Source organism: Streptomyces sp. JNUCC 64 (assembly GCF_054484115.1).
Genome location: NZ_CM137015.1, coordinates 1715665 through 1735702, shown reverse-complemented (window position 1 = coordinate 1735702; position 20038 = coordinate 1715665). Strand labels below are relative to the sequence as shown.

The window sequence follows — 20038 nt, the reverse complement described above, 5'->3', positions numbered from 1 at the left end:
CCCGCCGGGCGGCGGAACGGGCTGACAGGGAAGGCGGGGAGAGGCGGGGCGAGGGGTGCTCAGCGGTAGTAGACGGCCGTCCGCTTCCCGTCGATCTCGTGCACCTGGACCGGGGTGTCGAACACCTCGGTGAGGACCTCGGCGCGCATCATCGCCTCCACGGTGTCGGAGGCGGCGACCCGGCCGTCGCGCAGGGCGATGATCCGGTCGGAGTAGGCGGCGGCGAAGTTGATGTCGTGCACGATCAGGACGACGGTCTTGCCCAGCTCGTCGGCGGCGCGCCGCAACTGGCTCATCATCCGCACCGAGTGCTTCATGTCGAGGTTGTTGAGGGGCTCGTCGAGCAGCACGTACCGGGTGTCCTGGGCCAGCACCATCGCCACGTAGGCGCGCTGGCGCTGACCGCCGGAGAGCTGGTCGAGGTAGCGGTGCTGGAGGTCGCCGAGGTGGAGGAAGTCCAGCGCCTCGTCCACATGGGCGACGTCCTCGCGGGTGAGCCTGCCCTTGCTGTGCGGGAAGCGGCCGTAGGAGACCAGTTCCCGGACCGTCACCCGGGCGGTGAAGTGGTTCTCCTGGCGCAGGATGGACAGCGTCCGGGCGACGTCCTGGGACTTGGCGCGGTGGACGTCGAGGCCGTCGACGGTGACGGTGCCCGAGGTCGGCTCGGCGAGGCGGCCGATGATCGTCAGCAGGGTGGACTTGCCCGCGCCGTTGGGGCCGACGAGCGAGGTGACGCCGCCCGCCGGGATCCGCCCGGAGACGGGACCGAGCACGACGTCGTCGCCGTACGCCTTGCGGATGTCGGTGAACTCGATCACAGGGTGCCCTTCCGGAGGAGGTGCGCGAGGAAGAGGGCCCCGCCGAGGAACTCGATGACGACGGTGAGCATGCCGGAGGCGTAGAACACGTGCTCCATCACGAACTGGCCGCCCGCCAGGGTGATCAGCCCGATGAGGAACGCCATCGGCAGGACGACGACGTGCCGGTGGGTGCCCGCCATCTGGTAGGCGAGCATCGCGGTCACGAACCCGAAGAAGGTCATCGGGCCCGCGAGGGCGGTGGACATCGCGATCAGCAGCGAGACGAGCAGCAGCATCACGGTCAGCTCGCGCTTGTGGGCGATGCCCAGGTTGGTCGCGGCGTCCCGGCCGAGCAGCAGGGTGTCCAGCCGGTAGCGGCGGCTCCAGACGACGGCGCCGACGATCAGGCACACCGCGCCCGCGAGGGGCAGGTACTCCGGCTCGGCGCTGCTCAGCCGTCCGAACAGCCGGGCCGAGAGCGTGTCGTACTCGGCGGGGGAGAGCAGCCGCTGGAGGAAGTCCGACAGGCTGCGGAAGGCGAGCCCCAGCACCACGCCGACCAGCAGCAGGACGTGGAGGCTGCCCCGGCGCCCGGAGAACAGCCAGCCGAACAGCAGCATTGTGAAGCCCGTCATCAGCAGCGTCTGGGTGACGAGCTTGGGCAGTCCGTCCGTCGCGGCGAGCACACTGCCGCCGAAGACGGCCACGAGGAGGGTCTGCATCAGGATGTAGACCGCGTCGAAGCCCATGATCGACGGGGTGAGCAGCCGGTTGTGGGTGATCGTCTGGAACACCACCGTCGCCACCGCCTGGGCGAAGGCGACCACCGTCATGGTGCCCAGCACGGTCAGCCGCCGCTCGAAGGCGAAGTCGAAGGACCCCTCGATGAAGAGGAAGAGGAAGGAGAGCACCGAGGCGACGGCGAGTCCGGCCGCCACGGCGATCCGGGTGCCGGGGGAGGGGTTCCACCGGGCACGGGCGGCACCGCCCTTCGGGCGTCCGGCGCCCTTCGTGGACGCGGCACCCTTCGCGGGCACGGTGGACGCGGCGGGTGCGGTGGACGAGCCCGACGAGCCCGACGAGCCCGACGCGTCGGACCCGGTGGACCCGGTGGAGGCGGCGGACGTGTCGGGTCCGGGGGAGGTTGCGGACGGGGGTGCCAGCGGACTCTCAGACATGGGCCTTCCCTCGCTGGCGCAGGATTATCGCGACGAACACGACCGCTCCGACGGCGCCCAGCACCACCGTCGCCGGGATCTCCAGCGGGAAGACGACCAGCCGCCCCACCAGATCGCAGACGATCATCAGGGCCACACCGCTGAGCACCACCCAGGGCAGGTTCCCCCGGATGTCGTCGCCGCGCGCCATGGAGACCAGGTTCGGCACGATCAGCCCGAGGAACGGGATGAACCCGACGACGACCGTGGTGACGCCGGTGGCCAGGGCGACCATGGTGAGTCCGATGAACATGATCCGCCGGTACGGCAGCCCCAGACTGGTGGCGGTGTCCCGGCCGAGCCCGGCGATGGTGAAGCGGTCGGCGGCCAGGTACAGCCCGACGACGATGATCCCCACCACCCACAGGGGCTCGTAGTTGCCGCGCACCACCGAGCTGAACCCGCCCGAACGCCAGGTGGCGATGGTCTGGAGGAGGTTGGTGGAGGAGGCGATGTACAGGGTGACCGCGCTCACCATCGCGCCGAGCATGATCCCCACGATCGGCACGATCACCTGGGACCGCAGGGCGATCCGTCCGAGGACGGTGAGGAAGACGAGCGCCCCGACGAAGGCGAAGACGCTGGCGGCGGTCATCTTCACCAGCGGGGAGGAGGCCGGGGCGAGCAGGGTGAGCAGCAGGACGCCGAGGGCGGCCCATTCGCTGGTGCCGGTGGTGGTCGGCTCGACGAAACGGTTCTGCACCAGCATCTGCATGATCACGCCGGAGACGGCCATCGCGGCCGCGGCGAGGATCAGCGCGAGGGTGCGCGGCACCCGGGAGATGAGGAACATGTTCCGGGCGTCGGGGTCGCTGACCAGGGTGCCCAGGTCGATGTCGTACCCGCCGACGAACAGCGAGGCGATCACCAGGGCCAGCACGCCGAGCGCGGCCAGCGGGAGGGAGAGTCGTCGCATGGGACTTCCGGGACGGATGGGGTGAGCGGCCCCGGGCGGGTGCCCGGGGCCGCTGCGGCGTGTGGAGGGGGTCAGCCGGCCGCGTTGAACGCGGTCGCGACCTGGTCGAAGGCGTCGGTGTACGCCTGGACGCCCTCGGTCAGGTAGAAGTCGGGGGCCAGGTAGATGGCCTGGTCCTGCTTGCGGAAGGTGGTCTTGTCCCACGCCTCCATGCCGTCGACGACCTTCTTGGCGGGCACGGCCTCGGCACCCTCGGCGCCCACGGCCGCGTCACGGTCGAGCACGATCAGCCAGTCGGGGTTCAGCTTGGCGATGGTCTCGGGGGCGAGTCCGGAGTCGTTGTGGACGGAGGTGCTGTCCTCGCCCTCGGCGCTGAGCACGTTCTTCAGGTTCAGCGGGTCGGAGAGGCGGCTGATGCGGCTGGCGCCGTTGTCGACCTTGCCGCCGCTGGCGACACCGAGGAACACGGTCTCGCCCTTGGTGGCGTCGACGGCGGACTTCTGGGCCTTGTCCAGGGCGCCGACGATCTCCTTCGCCTCCTTCTCCTTGGCGAAGATCTTCCCGAGCGTCTCCGTCTGGGTCTTCAGCGCGTTGACGTAGCCGCCCTCGGCCTCGTCGGAGGGGGCGATGTCCACGGTCTTGGCGATCTTGGACAGCTTGTCGTGGTGCTCGGTGAACCGGTAGCCGCCGATGATCAGGTCGGGCTCGGCGCCGTTGAGGGCCTCCAGCTTGGGCTCGTGGTGGGTGCCCACGTCCTTGATGGAGGAGTCGTTCTTCCAGTCCTCGAAGCCGTTGGGGAGCAGCGCCTTCGGCACCGCGACGGGCTTCACGCCGAACGCCTTGAGGGTCGCGAAGGAGGTGTTGTCGAGGGCGGCGACGCGCGCGGGCTCCCGGGGGACCTCGAGGTCGCCCTTGGCGGTGGCGACGGTGACGTTGCCCTTGCCCTTCTCCTCGCTCTTGCCCGAGGCCGAGGACTCCTCGGACTTGCCGCAGGCGCCGAGCACCATCCCGGCGCACAGGACCGTACCGGTCAGGACGAGGGTCTTGCGATAACGGACGGAACGCACGGGGGATGTCTCCAAGGGCCTCGTGGGCAGCCGGCAGCACGGCGGCGCCACTGCATTTAACGTGTAAGCATGCTTAGCCTAACCTAACTGCTTCGGGACCCCTCGATCGACCCCCTCCGGGTGGGGGGTGGGCCCCGGGGCGCTCGCCCGGTTGGGCCGGGTGCGGGGTGGTTTCAGGGGCAGGAGTCGAGCCGGACCTTGCGGACGGAGACCCTGAGGTCGATGGGCTTGGGGACGGTGAAGCGGTAGCAGGCCGGGCCGTCCGCGTAATGGACGAAGATCCGGATGTTCTTGGCGGTGCGGCGTACGTTCCACGGCCCGGCGTCGATACCGGCGCCAGCGGCCCGGGCGATCTCGGCATCGGTGAGGCGCTTGTCCAGCAGAGCCGACTCCATGTGCACCTTGGTGAAGTTCACCTGGGCGGCCAGATCGAGTTCTTTGGGCTCGTCCACGGGCCGTTCCAGCATCCGGGGAAAGAAGAAGACGAAGAACGCGGCGACGGCGAGGGTCGCCACGAACAGGGCGCATAAGAAGACGACGGCGCACCCGGCCAGCCAGGACCGGGCGCGCCGCGCGGGAAGGTCGGTCATCGGGCCAGGCTTCCACGGCGCTGTCTCCGTCGGGCGGCCGTCGACCGGAGGGGACCGCCCGAGGGGGTGGTGCGTTCGGGCGGGTGTCGGCATAGCCTCGGGCCATGCGTGGAGCGCGGGGGAGAGCGGCGACCCAGCCCGCCCCCGTCCCGAACGGAAGGAAGAGGTCCATGAGCACGGGCAGTCTGCTCGCCATCAGCGATCTGCACATCGCCTACCGGGAGAACCGCGAGCTGACCGAGGCGCTGCGCCCCCGGTCCGACGAGGACTGGCTGATCGTCGCCGGTGACGTCGCCGAGAAGTTCGCCGACGTCGAATGGGCCCTCGCCCTGCTGAGCCGCCGGTTCGCCAAGGTGATCTGGGCGCCCGGCAACCACGAACTGTGGACCCATCCGTCCGACCCCGTCCAGTTACGCGGACGGGAACGTTACGACCGGCTGGTCGAACTGTGCCGGGAGTACGGGGTGGCCACGCCCGAGTGCCCCTACCCGGTGTGGCACGGCGAGGGCGGCCCGGTGACGGTCGCCCCGCTCTTCCTGCTGTACGACTACTCCTTCCTCGCGCCCGGGGCCACCACCCCGGAGGAGTCGCTGAAGGTCGCCTACGACTCCGGGATCGTCTGCTCCGACGAGGTGTTCCTCCACCCCGACCCCTATCCGGACCGCGCCAGTTGGTGCCGGGCCCGGGTGGAGCTGACCCGTCGCCGCCTCGGTGAGGTGCCCGACGGGCACCGGACCGTCCTGGTCAACCACTTCCCCCTGACCCGGCTGCCGACGGAGATCCTGCGCTACCCCGAGTTCGCGCAGTGGTGCGGCACCACCCTGACCGCCGACTGGCACCGGGAGTTCCGGGCCGCCGAGGTCGTCTACGGGCATCTGCACATCCCCCGGGTCACCTGGGAGGACGGGGTGCGGTTCACGGAGGTGTCGGTCGGCTACCCCCGGGAGTGGCGCGGCCGGGCGGACCGCCCCGGGCTGCGGCGGATCCTCCCGGCGGAGGCGTCCGTGGGGGCGCCGCGATGATCGGGGAGATCGTGCCCGGCCAGGTCGTCACCGTCTGGCGGCCCGACGACGCCGAACCGGCCGCCCTCTTCCCGGAGGAGGCGGCGGTGGTGGCCCGCGCGGTCGGCCGCCGCAGACGGGAGTTCGCCACCGTACGGCTGTGCGCCCGGCGCGCCCTGGAGCGGCTGGGGCTCCCCGGGGGGCCCGTGCTGCCCGGTCCCCGGGGCGAACCGCGCTGGCCCGACGGGATCGTCGGGGCGATGACGCACTGCGACGGGTACCGGGCGGCGGCGCTGGCCCGGTCGGCGGAGGTGGTGTCGATCGGCATCGACGCCGAACCGGCCGGTCCGCTGCCGGACGGGGTGCTGGACATGGTGTCGCTGCCCGCCGAACGCGAACGGCTCGCCGCGCTGGCCGGATCGCGTCCGGACGTGCCCTGGGAACGGCTGCTGTTCAGCGCCAAGGAGAGCGTCTTCAAGACCTGGTACCCGCTGGCCCGGCGGGAGTTGGACTTCGGGGAGGCGGAGGTGCGGTTCGCCCCGGAGGACGGCACGTTCACGGCGCGGCTGCTCGTTCCGGGACCGGAGGTCGACGGGCGCCCGCTGGAGCGGCTCTCCGGCCGCTGGCTGGTCCGCGACGGACTGGTGCTCACCGCGATCGTGCTGCCCCGGGTCCCCGGCTGAGCCCGGAGCCGGGGGAGACGGGAGTCCGTCCGCCGTGGCCGAGCGGGATGGCCCGTCCCCGGACGGGTACCTCGGCGGGTCCGGGGACGGGTCCGGCACGGTGGTCAGGCGCGTTCCGTCCGGTGTTCCGGGACGCCGGACGGCGCGGCGGCGAGCGGGGGCCGTCGCGACTGCCGTAGGTCGGGCAGGAGCGTGACGAGGGCCAGGACGGCGAGCGCCGCGCCGAGCCACAGCGGCGCGGTGAGTTTGTGCGCTGACCGCACCCCTATGGAACGCTCAGAACGATATCGGTGACGGGCCCGGCGCCTCGCGGTCCCTCAGGGCACTTCGCCGTGTTGTGGTGGCCGGGGGCCGCGCTTGGTGCGACGGGCGCGCCACCGCTCCCCTCCTCGTCGCCGCCCGCGCCTTCCTCACCCTCCGGAGCCTGGCCCCGCCCATGAGCTCCCGCCCCGGAGACCGGGATCGGGGGTGAGCGGGGGCGGGACCCAGCGGTCGAGCCGGGACGAAGCGGACGTCATCCCGTACTCGTTCTTGAGCCGTTCGGGGATCGCGTACTGCATCACCCGCCCCCGGGTCAGCGAGCTGAGTTCGAACACGCTGGTGTGGTGGCCGAGGCGGTCCAGGGCCCAGGCGGCCAGCGGCGAGCGGTCCTCCAGCGTCTCCAGCACCCCGAGCAGCGCCGGAGCCGCCCGGATCGCCGAGTCCCACAGCGCCGACCGGGGCACCTCCAGCCAGTCCGCGGTGGTGTCCCCGATCAGATAGCGGATCATCGCGGGCACCACCGGGTCGAACACCGTCCCCGGGACCACCTCCTCGTACAGGTCGATCAGTTGGCGGGTGAGCCGCGCCCCCTCCGGAGAGGGCCCCGTGTGACGGCTCATGTACAGGTCCGAGAAGAGCCGGGCCCGCGCCAGGTCCTCCGGGATCCGCCCCGGGTCCAGGCCGAGCATGGTGCCGACCACCCGCCAGGCGTAGTAGTAGGCGTCCGCGCCCTCGTTGGAGACGTGGACGCCCAACCGGTGCAGGGCGTCCAGCACCTGGATCGAGAACATCATCTGCCCGCCGATCATGTCCTCCTGGCAGATCGGGACGCCCAGCCGCCCGACGTCCCAACGCCCCTCCCGCCGCAGGTGGTAGCGGATCGACGCGTGCAGCAGCCGTACCTTCTGCGCGGCCGGGATGAACCTGCTCCCCGCCTCGAAGGCGTCCGGCCGCATCAGATAGACGGTGAACTGTCCGGTCTCCGCCATCCGGCGGGACGGGTACTCCAGCGAGTGCGTCGCGCTCAGCAGCTTCGCCACGTGCGGCACCGCGTAGCAGGCGGGCATCGACGCGAACGACAGCGCCGTCGAGACGTGCACGTCGTTGTCGATGAAGAAGAGCCGGGCCCGTTCCATCTCGCCCCAGTCCACCCACGACGGCGGCAGCGCCGTGGCCTCCAGGTAGTCGCGGGCCACCCGGGGCAGCCCTTCGGGCAGCTCCTGCCCGGCCGTGGTGAACCAGCGCATCAGCGTGTTGAACGTGCCCACCTCGCCCCGGGCGAACAACTCCTCGACGGTGGCGTCGGCCAGTTCGTCGCCGATGTCGCGCAGGGCGTCGAGCGACGCCTCCGTGTACGCGGGGGTGTCCGGTCCAGCCACCTGGTCGGCACCGATGGGGTTCATGACGCTTTCCTCTCGGATCGTGCGCGGAAGAGAGAAGGGAAGAGAAGAGGAGGGGAGGGGGAGGAGGGGAGAGGGGGAGAGTGCGCGATGTGGACGGGGGACGGGGACGGGGACGGGTGCGGGGCGTCAGGAGGTGCGGGTCAGGCAGTGGTCCGTCAGGCGGTCCAGGGCCGAGGCTGCCTCCGGTGGCAGCAGGCCCCCGTCCAGCGCGGCGGCCACCGCCCCGGTGGCCGCTTCGGCCCGTACCGCGATCAGCCGCTCCACCTCGCGGCGGGCCCCGGTCCGCTCGGCGATCTCACGGAACCGGTCGAGCCGTCGCGGTCCCGCCCGTTCCCGCCGGTCCACCAGGGCGTGGATCTCCCGCCGTTCGGCCTCCGTCGCCCGCTCCCGCGCCAACGCCAGCAGCACCGTCGGCTTGGCCCCGCGCAGATCGTCGAGGTTGGACTTGCCGGTGACGTCCGGGTCGCCGAAGACGCCCAGCAGGTCGTCCCGCAACTGGAACGCCTCCCCCAGCGGCAGCCCGTAGGCGCCGCAGAGCTCCCGCAGCCCGGGCGGCCCCCCGCCCAGCAGGGCACCGATGGCCAGCGGATGTTCCACGGTGTACTTCGCCGTCTTGTAGCGGACGATCTGGAGCGACCGCGCGGCGCCCGCTCCCGGTCCGTCCCATGCGTCCGCGCGGTCCGCCCCGGTGCGCAGGACCTCCAGGCACTCCCCGGCGACCAGTTCGCGCGCGAGCGTCGCCCACAGCGGGCGCGCCCTGCGGAGATAGGCGCCGGGCAGTCCGCACTCCGTGAACAACTGCCCCGACCAGGAGATCAGCAGATCCCCCGCGAGCAGGGCCAGCGCACGTCCGGTGGCCCCCCGGCCGGTGCCCGGGGGCCGGTCGGCGCCGCGCGGACGGCCGGACCGGGGCGGGGCCAGCGCCCGGTGCGCGGTGGGCAGCCCGTGCCGCACCGTGCTGCGGTCGATGAGGTCGTCGTGGACGGTCGCCGCCGCGTGCACCAGTTCCAGGGCGGCGGCGGCCCGCACGATGTCCTCCCCGTCGTCCCGTCCGGCCGCCCGCCAGCCCCAGTAACAGAACGCCGCCCGCAGCCGTTTGCCCCGGCCGACGGCCGCCCGGAGCACCTCACCGAGCGGCTTCAGCTCCGGGTCCACCGCCTCCAGCAGTGCCGTCTCCTCCCGGGTGAACACCTCCAGCGCGTGGTCCACCCGGGCCTTCAGGGAGCCCGGTGGGGGTGGACCGGCGGCCGGTGCCCGGTGTTCCGTTCCCCCGGGCCGGGCGGTCGGCACCCGGTGGTCCGCCCCTCGGCGTCGGACGGTCGGCGCTTGTCGGTCCGCCCCTCCGTGTCCGACGGGCCCTCCCCGGTGCGGGGCCCCTTCGCGTTCCGCCGTCGGTGCCGTCGGTGCCGTCGTCGCGGTGGCCGTCGGTGCCGCCGTCACAGCGGGCACCCGGGCCCGCTCCGGTCCCAGCCCGGCCCGCCGTCCCTCCGGCCCGGGCCCCGGTCGTCGCCCCGGTCCGTACGGTCCGCCTGGTTCCCCCCGGCTGATCCGTTCTGTCCAGCCGCTCCGGCCGCTCCGGCCGCCCCAGCCGCTCCAGCCGGTTCGTCCGCCCCAGCCGGTTCATCCGGTTCGTTCGGCCTGTCCGGTCCGTCCGCCGGGTCACCGCCTTCCCTGCGGGGGCCCGGGTCCGTCCGGTCGACCCGGTTCCGCGCCCGGCGGGCCAGCAGTTCCGGATGCGGTGGCGCGGACATCACCCGCACCGGTCCGAAACCGCTGCCGCGCCCCCGCGCCACCAACTCCCGTCGCGCGTCCCGTGCCAGCTCGCCCAGGTCCGACCGGCCCAGCAGCGAACGCGCCCGCCGCAACGCGTCCTCCGCCCGCTCCAGCGCCAGATCCACCACCCCCGCCACCAACAGGACCGCCTCGTCGGAGCGCCGGTCCGCGCCGCCCGCCCCCACCGCGTTCTCCTCGGTCATCTCTCCCCAGCCTCTCCGTCCCCGCGGGCTTCGCCCGGACCGTTCTTCCGGCTCCCCGGGCGTTCCGCCGCCCGGCGGCCCCGGTGCGTCCCGGCTCCGTCGCGTCCCGGCCTCCGCGCTGGAGGACGCGGTCCCGTGACCGCTCCGGTAGGGGCTTCCCGCTGGCCGGGCGGCTAGCCGGAACGTCATCCGATCGGATAGCCGGCCCCCCGATCCGGTGCCCGGGACGGGCGGCTCTCTGCTAAGGCGTTCCCCAGGGGGCGTCCAGCCGAGGGGATGCGGACGACCGTGGGGCGGAGGCGGGGCGGGGCGGGGGCGGCTCACGGCGGGTCCGGCCGGCGGGGTGGGGAATTCAGTGGCTCTTCTCCATAATCCGCCGGTCGTGTGGGCCGGAAGACGCGGCTTTCCCGTGAATTCACCGACTCCCGGACGTTCTTGTGGTCTCCTTTCCGGCTTTCCGCGCCCGGGTTCCTCCGGGGGAATGCGTGAGCCGTCGGGAGGCGCGTGCGGGGCTCGTGGGCGCGCGGGGTCCCACGGGTCCGCGCCGGGCGTCCGGGGGAATCCCCCCAGGTGCCCGGCGGCGCTCGGTCCGGGGTGCCGCCGCGGGGGTCCGTCGGGTCGGGGCGGCGGAGGCGTCCGGACCCGGGTGGGGTGCCCAACCCCGTTTCGCAGAAGGGGGAACGGTCGGTCTCCCGCCCGTGGGTGAACTCCGTGGGCGGGGAGCGGACTCCGGCGGCCGGGGCCGCTCGGGCCGCCCGGGATGTCCGTTTCACCGGTCCGCATCATCGTGCGCCGCACAGGCGTGCGCTCATGTGTCGTTGATCCGGGCCCCCTCGGCCCACACCATGTGGAGGTCGTAAAGCGAACGCGGTCGAAAAGCCCAGCGGACCGCCGACCCGAAACGGAGTGAGATGGTTACCAGCCGACTCGCTGATTCCACCGGAATAGTCTTTTCGGCTCTTCTGTTCGCGGCCGCCTTCACGGTCGCCTTCGCGATTCCGGCCGGTACCGCCTCCCCCGGGAAGGGCCGTCAGATCGTGGCGGACCACGGCTGGGGCTGGAGGGTCGCCCCCGTTCCCGTGCCCCCCGACGGCCCCGTCGTCCCCGGCACCCCCGTCGTCCGGACCCAGGACCACGGCTGGGGCTGATCCGGGCGGGCGCGGTTCATTTCACATCGAGCGGAGAGGTGGGACATGGCGGCAGAGAGCGTGCACGAGGTCGTGGCACGGTGGGTCGAGCGGGAGCCTGACGCCCTCGCGGTACGGGAACCGGAAACCGGACGTTCGCTCACGTACCGGGAGCTGTGGCTCCGTTCCGGCTGGCTGGCCGCCGCGCTGGCCGCCCGGGGAGTCCGCCCGGGCGACCTCGTGCCGGTCGCCCAGGACCGCTCGGCCGATCTGATCGTCACCTTCCTCGGCGTCCTGCGCTGCGGCGCCGCCTACCTCCCGCTCGACGGGCTCGCCCCCACCGGCCGGCTCGCCGGCATCGTCGGCGAGTCCGGTGCGCGCGTCATCGTCCGCGCCCCCGGCGCCATCGGCCGGTGGGCCGACCTGGAGGCGTGGCTGCCGGTGGACGTCGAGCCGCTGGACCTGCCGGAGCGGGACCCGGGCCTGCCGGTGCCCGCGCCGCCCGCCGACCGCGACGCCCCGGCGTACGTGAACTTCACCTCCGGCTCGACCGGACGTCCCAAGGGCGTCGTCGTCCCGCACCGGGCCGTGCTGCGGCTCGCGCTCCACGCCCTGTTCTGCTCGGTCGAGCCCGGCGACCGGGTGGCGAGTTCCGCCAACCCCGCCTTCGACGCCACCACCTTCGAGGTGTGGAACGCGCTCTGCGGCGGCGCGACCGTCGTGGTCCTCCCGTCGGTCACCGAACTCCCCATGGACGACTGGGCCGGGCTGGTCCGCTCCGAGCGCGTCGACGCCCTGTTCCTCACCACCTCCCTCTTCCACACGGTGGCCCGGGAGAACGCGGACGCCTTCGCCGGGGTGGGCACCGTCGTGGTCGGCGGCGAGCAGCTGGAACTCGGCGCGGTGCGCCGGGTGCTGGCGGCCCGGGCGCCCGGACGGCTGGTCAACGGCTACGGCCCGACCGAGACGACGACCTTCGCGGCGTACTTCGACTGCACCGAGGAGAGCCTCGCGGGCCTCGACCGGGTCCCGGTCGGCTTCCCGCTCCAGGAGACCTCGCTGCACCTGCTGGACCCGGGGCTGAACGAGGTGGCACCGGGGGAGACCGGTGAGCTGTGCGTGGGCGGACCGGGCGTCGCGCTGGGCTACCTCGCCCGGCCGGAACTGACAGCGGAACGTTTCGTCACGCTGCCCTCCAGCGGTGAGCGGATCTACCGCACCGGCGACACCGGACGGCTGCTGCCCAGTGGCGCCGTCGAGCTGTCCGGCCGCACCGACCGCCAGGTCAAGCTGCGGGGCTTCCGCATCGAACTGGAGGAGATCGAGCGGGCCGTCACCGCCAGCGGGCTCGCCGACGCCGCCTTCGTCGAGAAGGTCGGCGAGGGCCCCACCGCCTCGCTCGTCGCCTTCGTCCTGCCCTCGCCCGGGGCCGCCGACGGCCCCGGCCGCGCGGAGCTGCCCGCCGCGCTCCGCCGGCGCCTCGGCGAGACCCTCCCCGGCTACATGCTCCCCGCCCGCTGGCTGGTCCTGGACCGGGTGCCGTTCGGCTCCACCGGCAAGGCCGACCGCGCCCGGCTGCTCGCCCTGCTCGACGCGCCCGACCCCGGCGCACCGGCCGCCCCCGCCCCCGCCGGGCCCCCGGCCCCCGCCGGAACGCCCGCCACCACCGGGCCCCCGGCCACCGACCCCGCCCCCGGCCACGCCAAGGCGCTCGCCGCGCTCCAGGAGATCTGGCGGGACGTGCTCGGCACCGACGCCGTCGCCCCCGACGCCAACTTCATCGACCTCGGCGGCAACTCCATCCTCGCCATGCAGGTGGCCGTACGGGTGCGACGCCACCTCGACGTGCGCGTCGACGCCGGTGCCGTCCTGCTCACCGACAGCCTCGACGAGCTGGCCGTCCACGTGGCCTCGACCCCCCTGGCGGCCGCCCCGTGACCATGAACCCGCCCGCACCGCTCTCCTCCGCCCAGGAGCGGCTCTGGTTCGCCGACGCCACCGCGCCCGGCAACCCCACGTACAACGTCCCGCTGTTCTTCCGCGCCCCGGGCCCGCTCGACCCCAAGGCCCTCTCCCTCGCCCTGGACGCGGTCACCGCCCGGCACGAGCCGCTGCGCACCGTCTACCGGCTCCTCGACGGCCTCCCCGTCCAGGACGTCCTGGCGCCCGGGCCGGTGCCCGTCGAGGTTGTCGACCTCACCGGCGTCCCCGACGCCGCCGCCCGCGCGGTGCGCGAGGCCCGAGAGCGCGGCCGCGCCCCCTTCGACCTGACCGCCGGACCGCTGCTGCGCTGCACCCTCTGGCAGGGCCCGCCCGACGGCGACGCCGTCCTGCTGACCGTCCACCACATCGCCGTGGACGGCTGGTCCCTCGCCCCGCTCTTCGACGACCTGGCCCGCGCCTACGCGGCTGCCCTCGCCGGTGACCCCGTCGAGCTGCCCCCGCTCCCCACCCGCTACGCCGACTTCGCCGCCCTCGAACGCGCCGCCGAGCACGACCCGGAGGCCGTCCGCGCCCTGGCGGACCGTGTCGCCGGGCTCCTGGACGTCGCCCCCGGTCTGCGTCTCGCGGGCCGCGCCGACCGGCCCGCCGCCCCCGACGGCACCCGGACCGGCGCCCAGCTCGCCCGCACCGTCCCGCCGACGGTCCGCGCCGGGGTCGACGCCCTCGCCCGCACCCTGCGCGTCACCCCGTACGTGGTGCTCGCCTCCGCCGTCCAGGACCTGCTGCGCCGCTGGTCCGGCCGTACCGACTTCCTGCTCGCCGCCATGACCGCCAACCGCGACCACCCCGGCCTGGAGGAGGCCGTCGGCTTCTTCGTCAACACGGTGCCGCTGCGCTGCCGGGTCGACCCCGCCGACTCCTTCCGCGCCCTGTGCGCGGCCACCCGTCAGGAGGCCTTCCGCTCCCTGACGCACCAGCGCGTCCCCTTCGACCGGCTCACCGCCGCCGTGGCCGCCGCGCACGGCACCGGCCGCCGCCCCCTGGCCGAGGTCGGCCTCGTCTACCAGAACGCCCCCGCCCCCCGCGCCGGGGCCACCGGCTGGAGCGCCCCCGCCGTCCTCGGGACCGGCACCGCAAAGTTCGATCTGCTGCTGATCCTGGAGGACGGGCCCGACGGCCTCTCCCTCACCGTCGAGTACGACACCGCGCTGTACGCCGCCGACACCGCCCATGCCCTCGCCGAGGGGTTCGCGGGCCTGCTCGACGCGGCGGTCGGGGACCCCGACGCGCCCCTGGCCGCACTCCCCGAACCGCCCGGCCAGCCCACCGCCGACGCCCTGCCCGCCGCACCGGCCGCACCCGCCCCACCGGACCGGGCGTCCCGTCCTCCGGCCGTCGCACCCGGCGCCGCCGCGCTCGGTCCGGCCGAGGCCCGGGCGGCCGGACTCTTCGCCGCCGTCCTCGCCCGGGGCGGCGGCCTCGGCCCCGCCCCCACGGCGGCCGAACTCACCCCCGAATCCGACTTCTTCGCCCTCGGCGGCCACTCGCTGCTCGCCGTCAGCATGCTCGCCGAGGCCAAGCGCCGGCACGGCCTCGTCGTCTCGCCGCGCGCCTTCCTGCCCCGGCCCACCGTCGCCGGACTCGCCGGTCTCCTCACCGAGGCCGAAGCCGGGGCCACCGCCGGGGCCGGTACCGGGGCCGGTGCCGGGTCGCGCGGCGGGGACGCCCCCCACCCCACCGACCGGCCCGGACCCCCCGCGCCCGCCGTCGCCGACGACGAGATCCACCCCGCCTCCCCGGTGCAGCAGCGCTTCTGGTTCCTCGACCGGCTGCCGTCGCTGCGCTCCGCCTATCTGATCCCCACCCTGGTCGAGTACGGCGGCACCGTCGACCACGACGTGCTGCGCCGCGCGGTGGACCTCGTCCTCGGCCGCCACCCCGCGCTCGCCTCGGTCTTCTGCCTCGACCGGCGCAGGCGCCACGTCTGCTACCGCACCACCGGCACGCCCCCGCCGACCGCCGTCACCGACGCCGCCGACTGGGACCCGGACGTCCTGCGCGGCCACCTCTCCCGGCTCTGCTGGGCCCCCATGGACCTCGGGCAGGAAGCCGCCGTCCGCGCCGAGGTCCTGACCCTCGGGCCCGACCGGACCGTCCTCGCCCTGGTCGTCCACCACATCGTCGCCGACGGCTGGTCCCGCGATCTGCTGCTCGCCGAGATCGGCACCGTCTACCGGGCCCTCGCCGACGGCACCGAGCCCGCGCTCGCCGCACCGGTCCACCCGGCCCGGCACGCCCCGGCCGCCGCCGTCGGCCCCGCCCGGGAGAAGGAGCGGGCCGCCGCCCTCCTGGAGCACCTGCGCGGCGTCCCCAACGACATCGCGCTGCCCCACGACCGGCCCCGCACCGAACTCCAGACCACCGAGGCGGGACTGCTCACCGCCGTGCTGCCCGCGCCGACCGCGACCCGGCTGCGCGCCGTCGCCGCCGCCGTCAACGGCTGCACGCTCTTCATGACCACCGCCGCCCTGCTCGCCGTGGCCCTCGCCCGGCGCGGCGGCCAGCGCGACTTCCTCTTCGCCTTCCCCTGGGCGGGCCGCGAGGAGCCGGACGCCACCGAGGCGGTCGGCATGTTCGTCAACACCCTGGTCCTCCGCCTCGACCTGCGCGGAGAACCCACCTGGCGGGAGATCCTCGGCCGGGCGCGGGAGTCCTGTTCCGTCTCCTACCGGCACGCCGACGTGGCCCTCGACGCCCTCGCCGACGAACTGCACCGCGACCGCGACCTCAGCCGCCCCGCCCTCACCCCGGTCTTCCTCAGCGCCCAGAGCGGCGCCCCGGGACCGGCCCCCCTGACCGGTGACACCACCGCCCGGCTCCTCCCGCTCGACCCGCTGCACATCAAGTACGAGCTCGAACTCGTCGCCACCGAGCCGACGGCCGACCGGCTGGAGCTCGCCCTGGCCCACGCCGTCCACCTCTTCACCCGGGAGACCGCCCAAGCGCTGCTCGACGAGGTGGTCACCGCCGCCGAGGACCTCGCGGCCGACCCCGACTCCCTTCCCTTCACCAGGAGCACTCCGTGAACGACACCGTCGCCACGACCCCGCCCACCGAGACCGAACTCCTCGACCGGGTCCGCCAGGCCTGGTCCTACGTCCTCGACCTGGACGGCGTCGACCAGGTGCCCGACGACGTCAACTTCCTGGAGGCGGGCGGCAGTTCGCTGCTCCTCATCATGCTCTGGGAGGAACTGGAGCCGCTGACCGAGCGGACCCTGAAGGTCTCCGACCTCTTCCAGCACAGCACCGTACGGGCCCAGGCCGCCCTGCTCGCCGACACCTCCGGCGCCGAGGACCCGCTGACCGCGCTCGGCGCCCGCAACCGCGGCGGCCTGCTCGGCCGCGCCCGCCGGGACCAGAGCCCTTCCGAGTGAGCGAGGAGAACCGGACCGTGACCGACAGCACCAACAGCACCAACAGCACCGACATAGCCGTCATCGGCATCGGCCTGCGCTACCCCGACGCCACCACTCCCGAGGAGTTCTGGCGCAACATCGACCGCGGCGTCGTCTCCATGCGCGAGATGTCCCCCGAGCAGCTCGGGGCCGCCGGGGTCACGGCGGAGACGCTCGCCGACCCCGCCTTCGTCCGCGTCGCCACCTCCCTGCCCGGCGTCGAGGACTTCGCCTCCGAGTTCTTCGGCTACCCGCCGCGCGAGGCCGAGACCATCGACCCCCAGCAGCGGATCTTCCTGGAGGCGTGCTGGGAGGCGCTGGAGAACGCCGGACACCCCGTCCGCAAGGGCGGCACCGGCCCCGCCGACCCGGTGGTGGGGGTGTTCGCCGGAAGCGCCGTCGGCAACTACTCCGCCGCCCTGCTCGCCGCCAAGGCCCGCGAGTCCGGCCTCCGGGCCGCCGTCGACGACCTCGGACTCACCGTCGGCGGCCAGGCCGACTTCATGACCTCCCGCGCCGCCTACAAGCTCGGCCTGCGGGGGCCCGCCGTCAGCGTCCAGACCGGCTGCTCCTCCTCGCTGTACGGGGTCCACTACGCCACCCTCAGCCTGCTCTCCGGCGAGTGCGACATCGCCCTGGCCGGTGGCGCCACCGTCCTCGAACCCTTCCGGGGCTATCTGCACCAGCCGGGCGGCGTGCTCTCCGAGGACGGCTACTGCCGCTCCTTCGACGCCTCCTCCACCGGCACCACCTACAGCTCCGGCGTCGGCGTCGTCGCCCTGCGCCGCCTCGACGACGCGCTCGCCGACGGCGACAACGTCCTCGCCGTCATCCGGGGCAGCGCCGTCGGCAACGACGGCGGCGACCGCCTCGGCTTCATCGCCCCCAGCCCGCGCGGCGTCGCCGACGTCGTCGCGGCGGCCCTCGGCACCGCCGGAGTCGGCGCCGACCAGCTCCGCTACGTCGAGGCCCACGGCACCGCCACCCCGGTCGGCGACAACATCGAACTCATCGCCCTCGACCGGGCGTTCCGCGCCACCACCGAGAAGACCGCCTACTGCGCGCTGGGCTCGGTGATGTCCAACATCGGCCACACCGGCCCCGCCGCGGGCATCGCCGGGTTCATCAAGGCGGTGCACGTCGCCCGCACCGGCACGATCCCGCCGCACCCCACCTTCGAGCGACCGCGCGACCCCGGCATCCTCGACGCCAGCCCCTTCTACGTCACCACCACCGGCGACGCCTGCGACGACACCGACCGGCACGTCCTGGTCAACTCCATGGGCGTCGGCGGCACCAACGCGGCCGTCGTGCTCGCCGCCCCGCCGGAGCCGGTCCGCGCCCCGGCCCCGCACCGCGCCACCGTGCGCCTCGTCGTCTCCGCCCGCACCCGCGCCGAACTCGACCAGGCGTGCCGCCGACTCGCCGACCACCTCGACGAGAGCGGCCCCGACGCCGGGGACCTCGCCCACACCCTGCGCGTGGGACGCGCCTCCTTCGAGGAGCGCCGCGTCGTCGCCGCGCCCCGCGAGCGGCTGGCCGCCGCGCTGCGGATGCCCCGCCCGCCCGCCGTCCGCACCGCGCGCGCCACCGGCCCCGGGCCCGTGCTGGTGCTGCCCCCGGCCGGTGCCCCGCGGCCGCCCGCCGCGCTCCTCACCCGGCTGCGCCGCGCGCTCCCCGCACTCGGCGAGCCGCTCACCGCCGGTGCCGACGCGCTCCCCGAGGGCCGGTTCCCGATCCTCCTCGGCCACGGCGCGCCCGGCCGGGGGCACCACGCCGTCGCGCTGCCCGACCCGGCCGACCCGGACGCCCTCGCCGACGTCCTCGACGACGTGGTCACCACCGCCTGGCTGCACGGCGCCGACGCCGACTGGTCCGTGCTGGCCGGTCCCACCGGCCGCCGCCTCGCCCTCCCCACGTACCCCTTCACCCGCAAGCGCCACTGGGCCCTCGACCGGCTGGTGTACGACGGCCCGGTCGCCGCCGCCGTCCCCGCCGCCACCTCGGACGCTCCCGAGGACAGCGTCGAGGCGGGCCTCGTCCAGGTGTGGAAGGACCTCTTCGGCCACGAGACCATCGGCCCCGACGACGAGTTCGCCGCGCTCGGCGGCACCTCCCTGCTCTCCGTCCAGCTCGTCCTGGAGATCCAGCGGCGCTTCGGCGTCCTGGTCAACATCCACCGGGCCGGTGGCAGCCAGGCCACCGTCCGCCGCCTCACCACCATCGTCGAGGGCCTGCTCGACGGCGCGGGTCTCGGCGACGAGGAGGTCGACCCGGCCGCCGACGGCGACGGCGCCCTCGTCGACGCCGACCTCCAGCTCCCCCTGGAGCCGCTCGCCGCCACGCCCGCCCCCGGCAAGGACGTCCTGCTGACCGGCGCCACCGGCTACCTCGGCGCCTTCCTCCTGGACGAGCTGACCCGCGCCTCCAAGGGCCGCGTCTACTGCGTCGTCCGCGCCGCCGACGAGGCCGGGGGCATGGACCGGCTCCGCGCCGCCGCCGCCAAGTTCGGGCTGCCCGAGCCCGACCCGGAGCGCGTCCACGCCGTCCCCGGCGACCTCCGCGACATCGCCGCCGTCTGCGCCGGGTACCGCGACGGCGAACTCGCCGACCGCGTCGGCCACGTCGTGCACTGCGCCGCCAAGGTCGTCTTCACCGAGCCCTACCGGATGCTCCGCGACGACAACGTCCTCCCGCTCGTCGCCCTGCTCAACTGGATGCGCCCGCTCGGCATCCGCGACGTCAGCTTCATCTCCACCGTCGCCGCCACCGCCCCCGCGACCACCGGCGGCCGTCTCATGGAGACCCGCGAGCAGCCACTCGACCCGCAGCTCGGCGGCTACGGCGTCAGCAAGTGGGTCGGCGAGCGCCTCCTGGAGCGCGCCGACCAGGACGGGATGCGGGTCCGGGTGTTCCGCCCCGGCCTCATCATGGCCTCCAGCACCACCGGCGCCTGCAACGACAAGGACCTCATCTGGTTCCTGCTCACCAGCGGCCTCGTCGTCGGCGCCCGCCCGGTCGACGACCGGGGCATGCCGGTCTCCCCGGTCGACGTCCTCGCCCGCGCCGTCGCCGAACTCGCCCTCTCCGCCAAGTCGGTGGGCCGCGCCTACCATCTCGTGGACGAGACGTCGCCCAGTCTGGAGGACCTCTTCGCCGCGCTGGAGGAGGCCGGGCTGCCCACCCGCACCGTGCCGCTCCCCGAGTGGCAGCGGCTGGTCGCCGAGCGCGCCACCGCCACCGGCAGCAAGGTCCTCGCCGCCACCGCCCTCTACGAGATGGAGGGCCACGAGCTGGACGAGGCCGGTGTCCAGGCCCGTGGCTGGCAGCCCTGGCTCCGCAAGGCCGGACTGTCCCCGCTGGTCACCGGGGGACAACTGCGCGACGGACTGGCCTTCCTGGCCGCCCGTACCGAGGACATCGGTTCGCTCCTCCCGGCCCTCGCGGCCGAGGGCGCGGCCGTCGAGGGGGAGAAGTGAGCGAAACGCCGAAGGACGTCCGCCCCGACGACGCCCCGGCCCACGGGAACCGCCGCGACGACGGCGCCCCGGCCCACGGACCGCGCCCCGACGGCGCCCCGGCCCGTCGGCACCGCC

General features: G+C 74.2%; 15 protein-coding genes. 6 read left to right on the top strand and 9 right to left on the bottom strand.

Features of this window, described 5'->3' with window-relative positions; all coding sequences use genetic code 11:
- Positions 1–59: 59 nt before the first annotated feature.
- The 5 genes from ACVWNX_RS06840 to ACVWNX_RS06820 form a co-directional block, all read right to left on the bottom strand.
- Positions 60–818 carry an iron ABC transporter ATP-binding protein gene (locus ACVWNX_RS06840; RefSeq protein ID WP_454412982.1) on the bottom strand — a complete coding sequence of 253 codons (759 nt, stop codon included), beginning with the start codon at positions 816–818 and terminating at the stop codon, positions 60–62.
- Positions 815–1978 carry an iron chelate uptake ABC transporter family permease subunit gene (locus ACVWNX_RS06835; protein WP_454412981.1) on the bottom strand — a complete coding sequence of 388 codons (1164 nt, stop codon included), beginning with the start codon at positions 1976–1978 and terminating at the stop codon, positions 815–817. Before ACVWNX_RS06835 ends, ACVWNX_RS06840 begins: the two co-directional genes overlap by 4 nt.
- The gene (locus ACVWNX_RS06830; protein ID WP_454412980.1) at positions 1971–2933 is read right to left on the bottom strand and encodes an ABC transporter permease; all 963 of its coding nucleotides are present in this window, start codon (positions 2931–2933) and stop codon (positions 1971–1973) included. Before ACVWNX_RS06830 ends, ACVWNX_RS06835 begins: the two co-directional genes overlap by 8 nt.
- Before the next feature lie 71 nt (positions 2934–3004).
- Positions 3005–4000, bottom strand: coding sequence for an ABC transporter substrate-binding protein (locus ACVWNX_RS06825; protein WP_454412979.1), 996 nt, complete (start codon positions 3998–4000; stop codon positions 3005–3007).
- A gap of 173 nt (positions 4001–4173) precedes the next feature.
- Positions 4174–4590 (bottom strand): hypothetical protein, encoded by a 417-nt coding sequence (locus tag ACVWNX_RS06820; RefSeq protein WP_454412978.1) that lies wholly within the window; start codon positions 4588–4590, stop codon positions 4174–4176.
- Positions 4591–4760: 170 nt separating this feature from the next.
- Between ACVWNX_RS06820 and ACVWNX_RS06815 the strand changes: the two genes are divergently transcribed.
- Both ACVWNX_RS06815 and ACVWNX_RS06810 read left to right on the top strand, forming a co-directional pair.
- Positions 4761–5612 (top strand): metallophosphoesterase family protein, encoded by an 852-nt coding sequence (locus tag ACVWNX_RS06815; RefSeq protein ID WP_454412977.1) that lies wholly within the window; start codon positions 4761–4763, stop codon positions 5610–5612.
- Positions 5609–6274 (top strand): 4'-phosphopantetheinyl transferase family protein, encoded by a 666-nt coding sequence (locus tag ACVWNX_RS06810; protein ID WP_454412976.1) that lies wholly within the window; start codon positions 5609–5611, stop codon positions 6272–6274. The genes ACVWNX_RS06815 and ACVWNX_RS06810 overlap by 4 nt, the downstream gene beginning before the upstream one ends.
- Before the next feature lie 104 nt (positions 6275–6378).
- Here the strand turns inward: ACVWNX_RS06810 and ACVWNX_RS06805 are convergent, their stop codons facing one another.
- The 4 genes from ACVWNX_RS06805 to ACVWNX_RS06790 form a co-directional block, all read right to left on the bottom strand.
- Positions 6379–6537, bottom strand: coding sequence for a hypothetical protein (locus ACVWNX_RS06805; RefSeq protein ID WP_454412975.1), 159 nt, complete (start codon positions 6535–6537; stop codon positions 6379–6381).
- A gap of 147 nt (positions 6538–6684) precedes the next feature.
- Complete coding sequence (locus ACVWNX_RS06800) at positions 6685–7938, bottom strand: oxygenase MpaB family protein (protein WP_454412974.1); 1254 nt, start codon at positions 7936–7938, stop codon at positions 6685–6687.
- A 126-nt stretch (positions 7939–8064) separates the two neighbouring features.
- Positions 8065–9147 (bottom strand): polyprenyl synthetase family protein, encoded by a 1083-nt coding sequence (locus ACVWNX_RS06795; protein ID WP_454412973.1) that lies wholly within the window; start codon positions 9145–9147, stop codon positions 8065–8067.
- Positions 9148–9374: 227 nt separating this feature from the next.
- Positions 9375–9914: a hypothetical protein gene (locus ACVWNX_RS06790; RefSeq protein ID WP_454412972.1), complete on the bottom strand. Its 540-nt coding sequence runs from the start codon at positions 9912–9914 to the stop codon at positions 9375–9377.
- 1193 nt (positions 9915–11107) lie between these two features.
- Here ACVWNX_RS06790 and ACVWNX_RS06785 point away from each other — a divergent pair.
- Genes ACVWNX_RS06785 through ACVWNX_RS06770 form a run of 4 tightly spaced genes read left to right on the top strand, consistent with a single transcriptional unit; the run spans position 11108 to position 19921 of the window.
- The gene (locus ACVWNX_RS06785) at positions 11108–12979 is read left to right on the top strand and encodes a non-ribosomal peptide synthetase (protein WP_454412971.1); all 1872 of its coding nucleotides are present in this window, start codon (positions 11108–11110) and stop codon (positions 12977–12979) included.
- 2 nt (positions 12980–12981) lie between these two features.
- Positions 12982–16071, top strand: a complete 3090-nt coding sequence (locus ACVWNX_RS06780) for a condensation domain-containing protein (protein WP_454414659.1) — start codon at positions 12982–12984, stop codon at positions 16069–16071.
- Complete coding sequence (locus ACVWNX_RS06775) at positions 16068–16421, top strand: acyl carrier protein (RefSeq protein WP_454412970.1); 354 nt, start codon at positions 16068–16070, stop codon at positions 16419–16421. Before ACVWNX_RS06780 ends, ACVWNX_RS06775 begins: the two co-directional genes overlap by 4 nt.
- A gap of 17 nt (positions 16422–16438) precedes the next feature.
- Positions 16439–19921 (top strand): thioester reductase domain-containing protein, encoded by a 3483-nt coding sequence (locus ACVWNX_RS06770; RefSeq protein WP_454412969.1) that lies wholly within the window; start codon positions 16439–16441, stop codon positions 19919–19921.
- Positions 19922–20038: the final 117 nt, after the last annotated feature.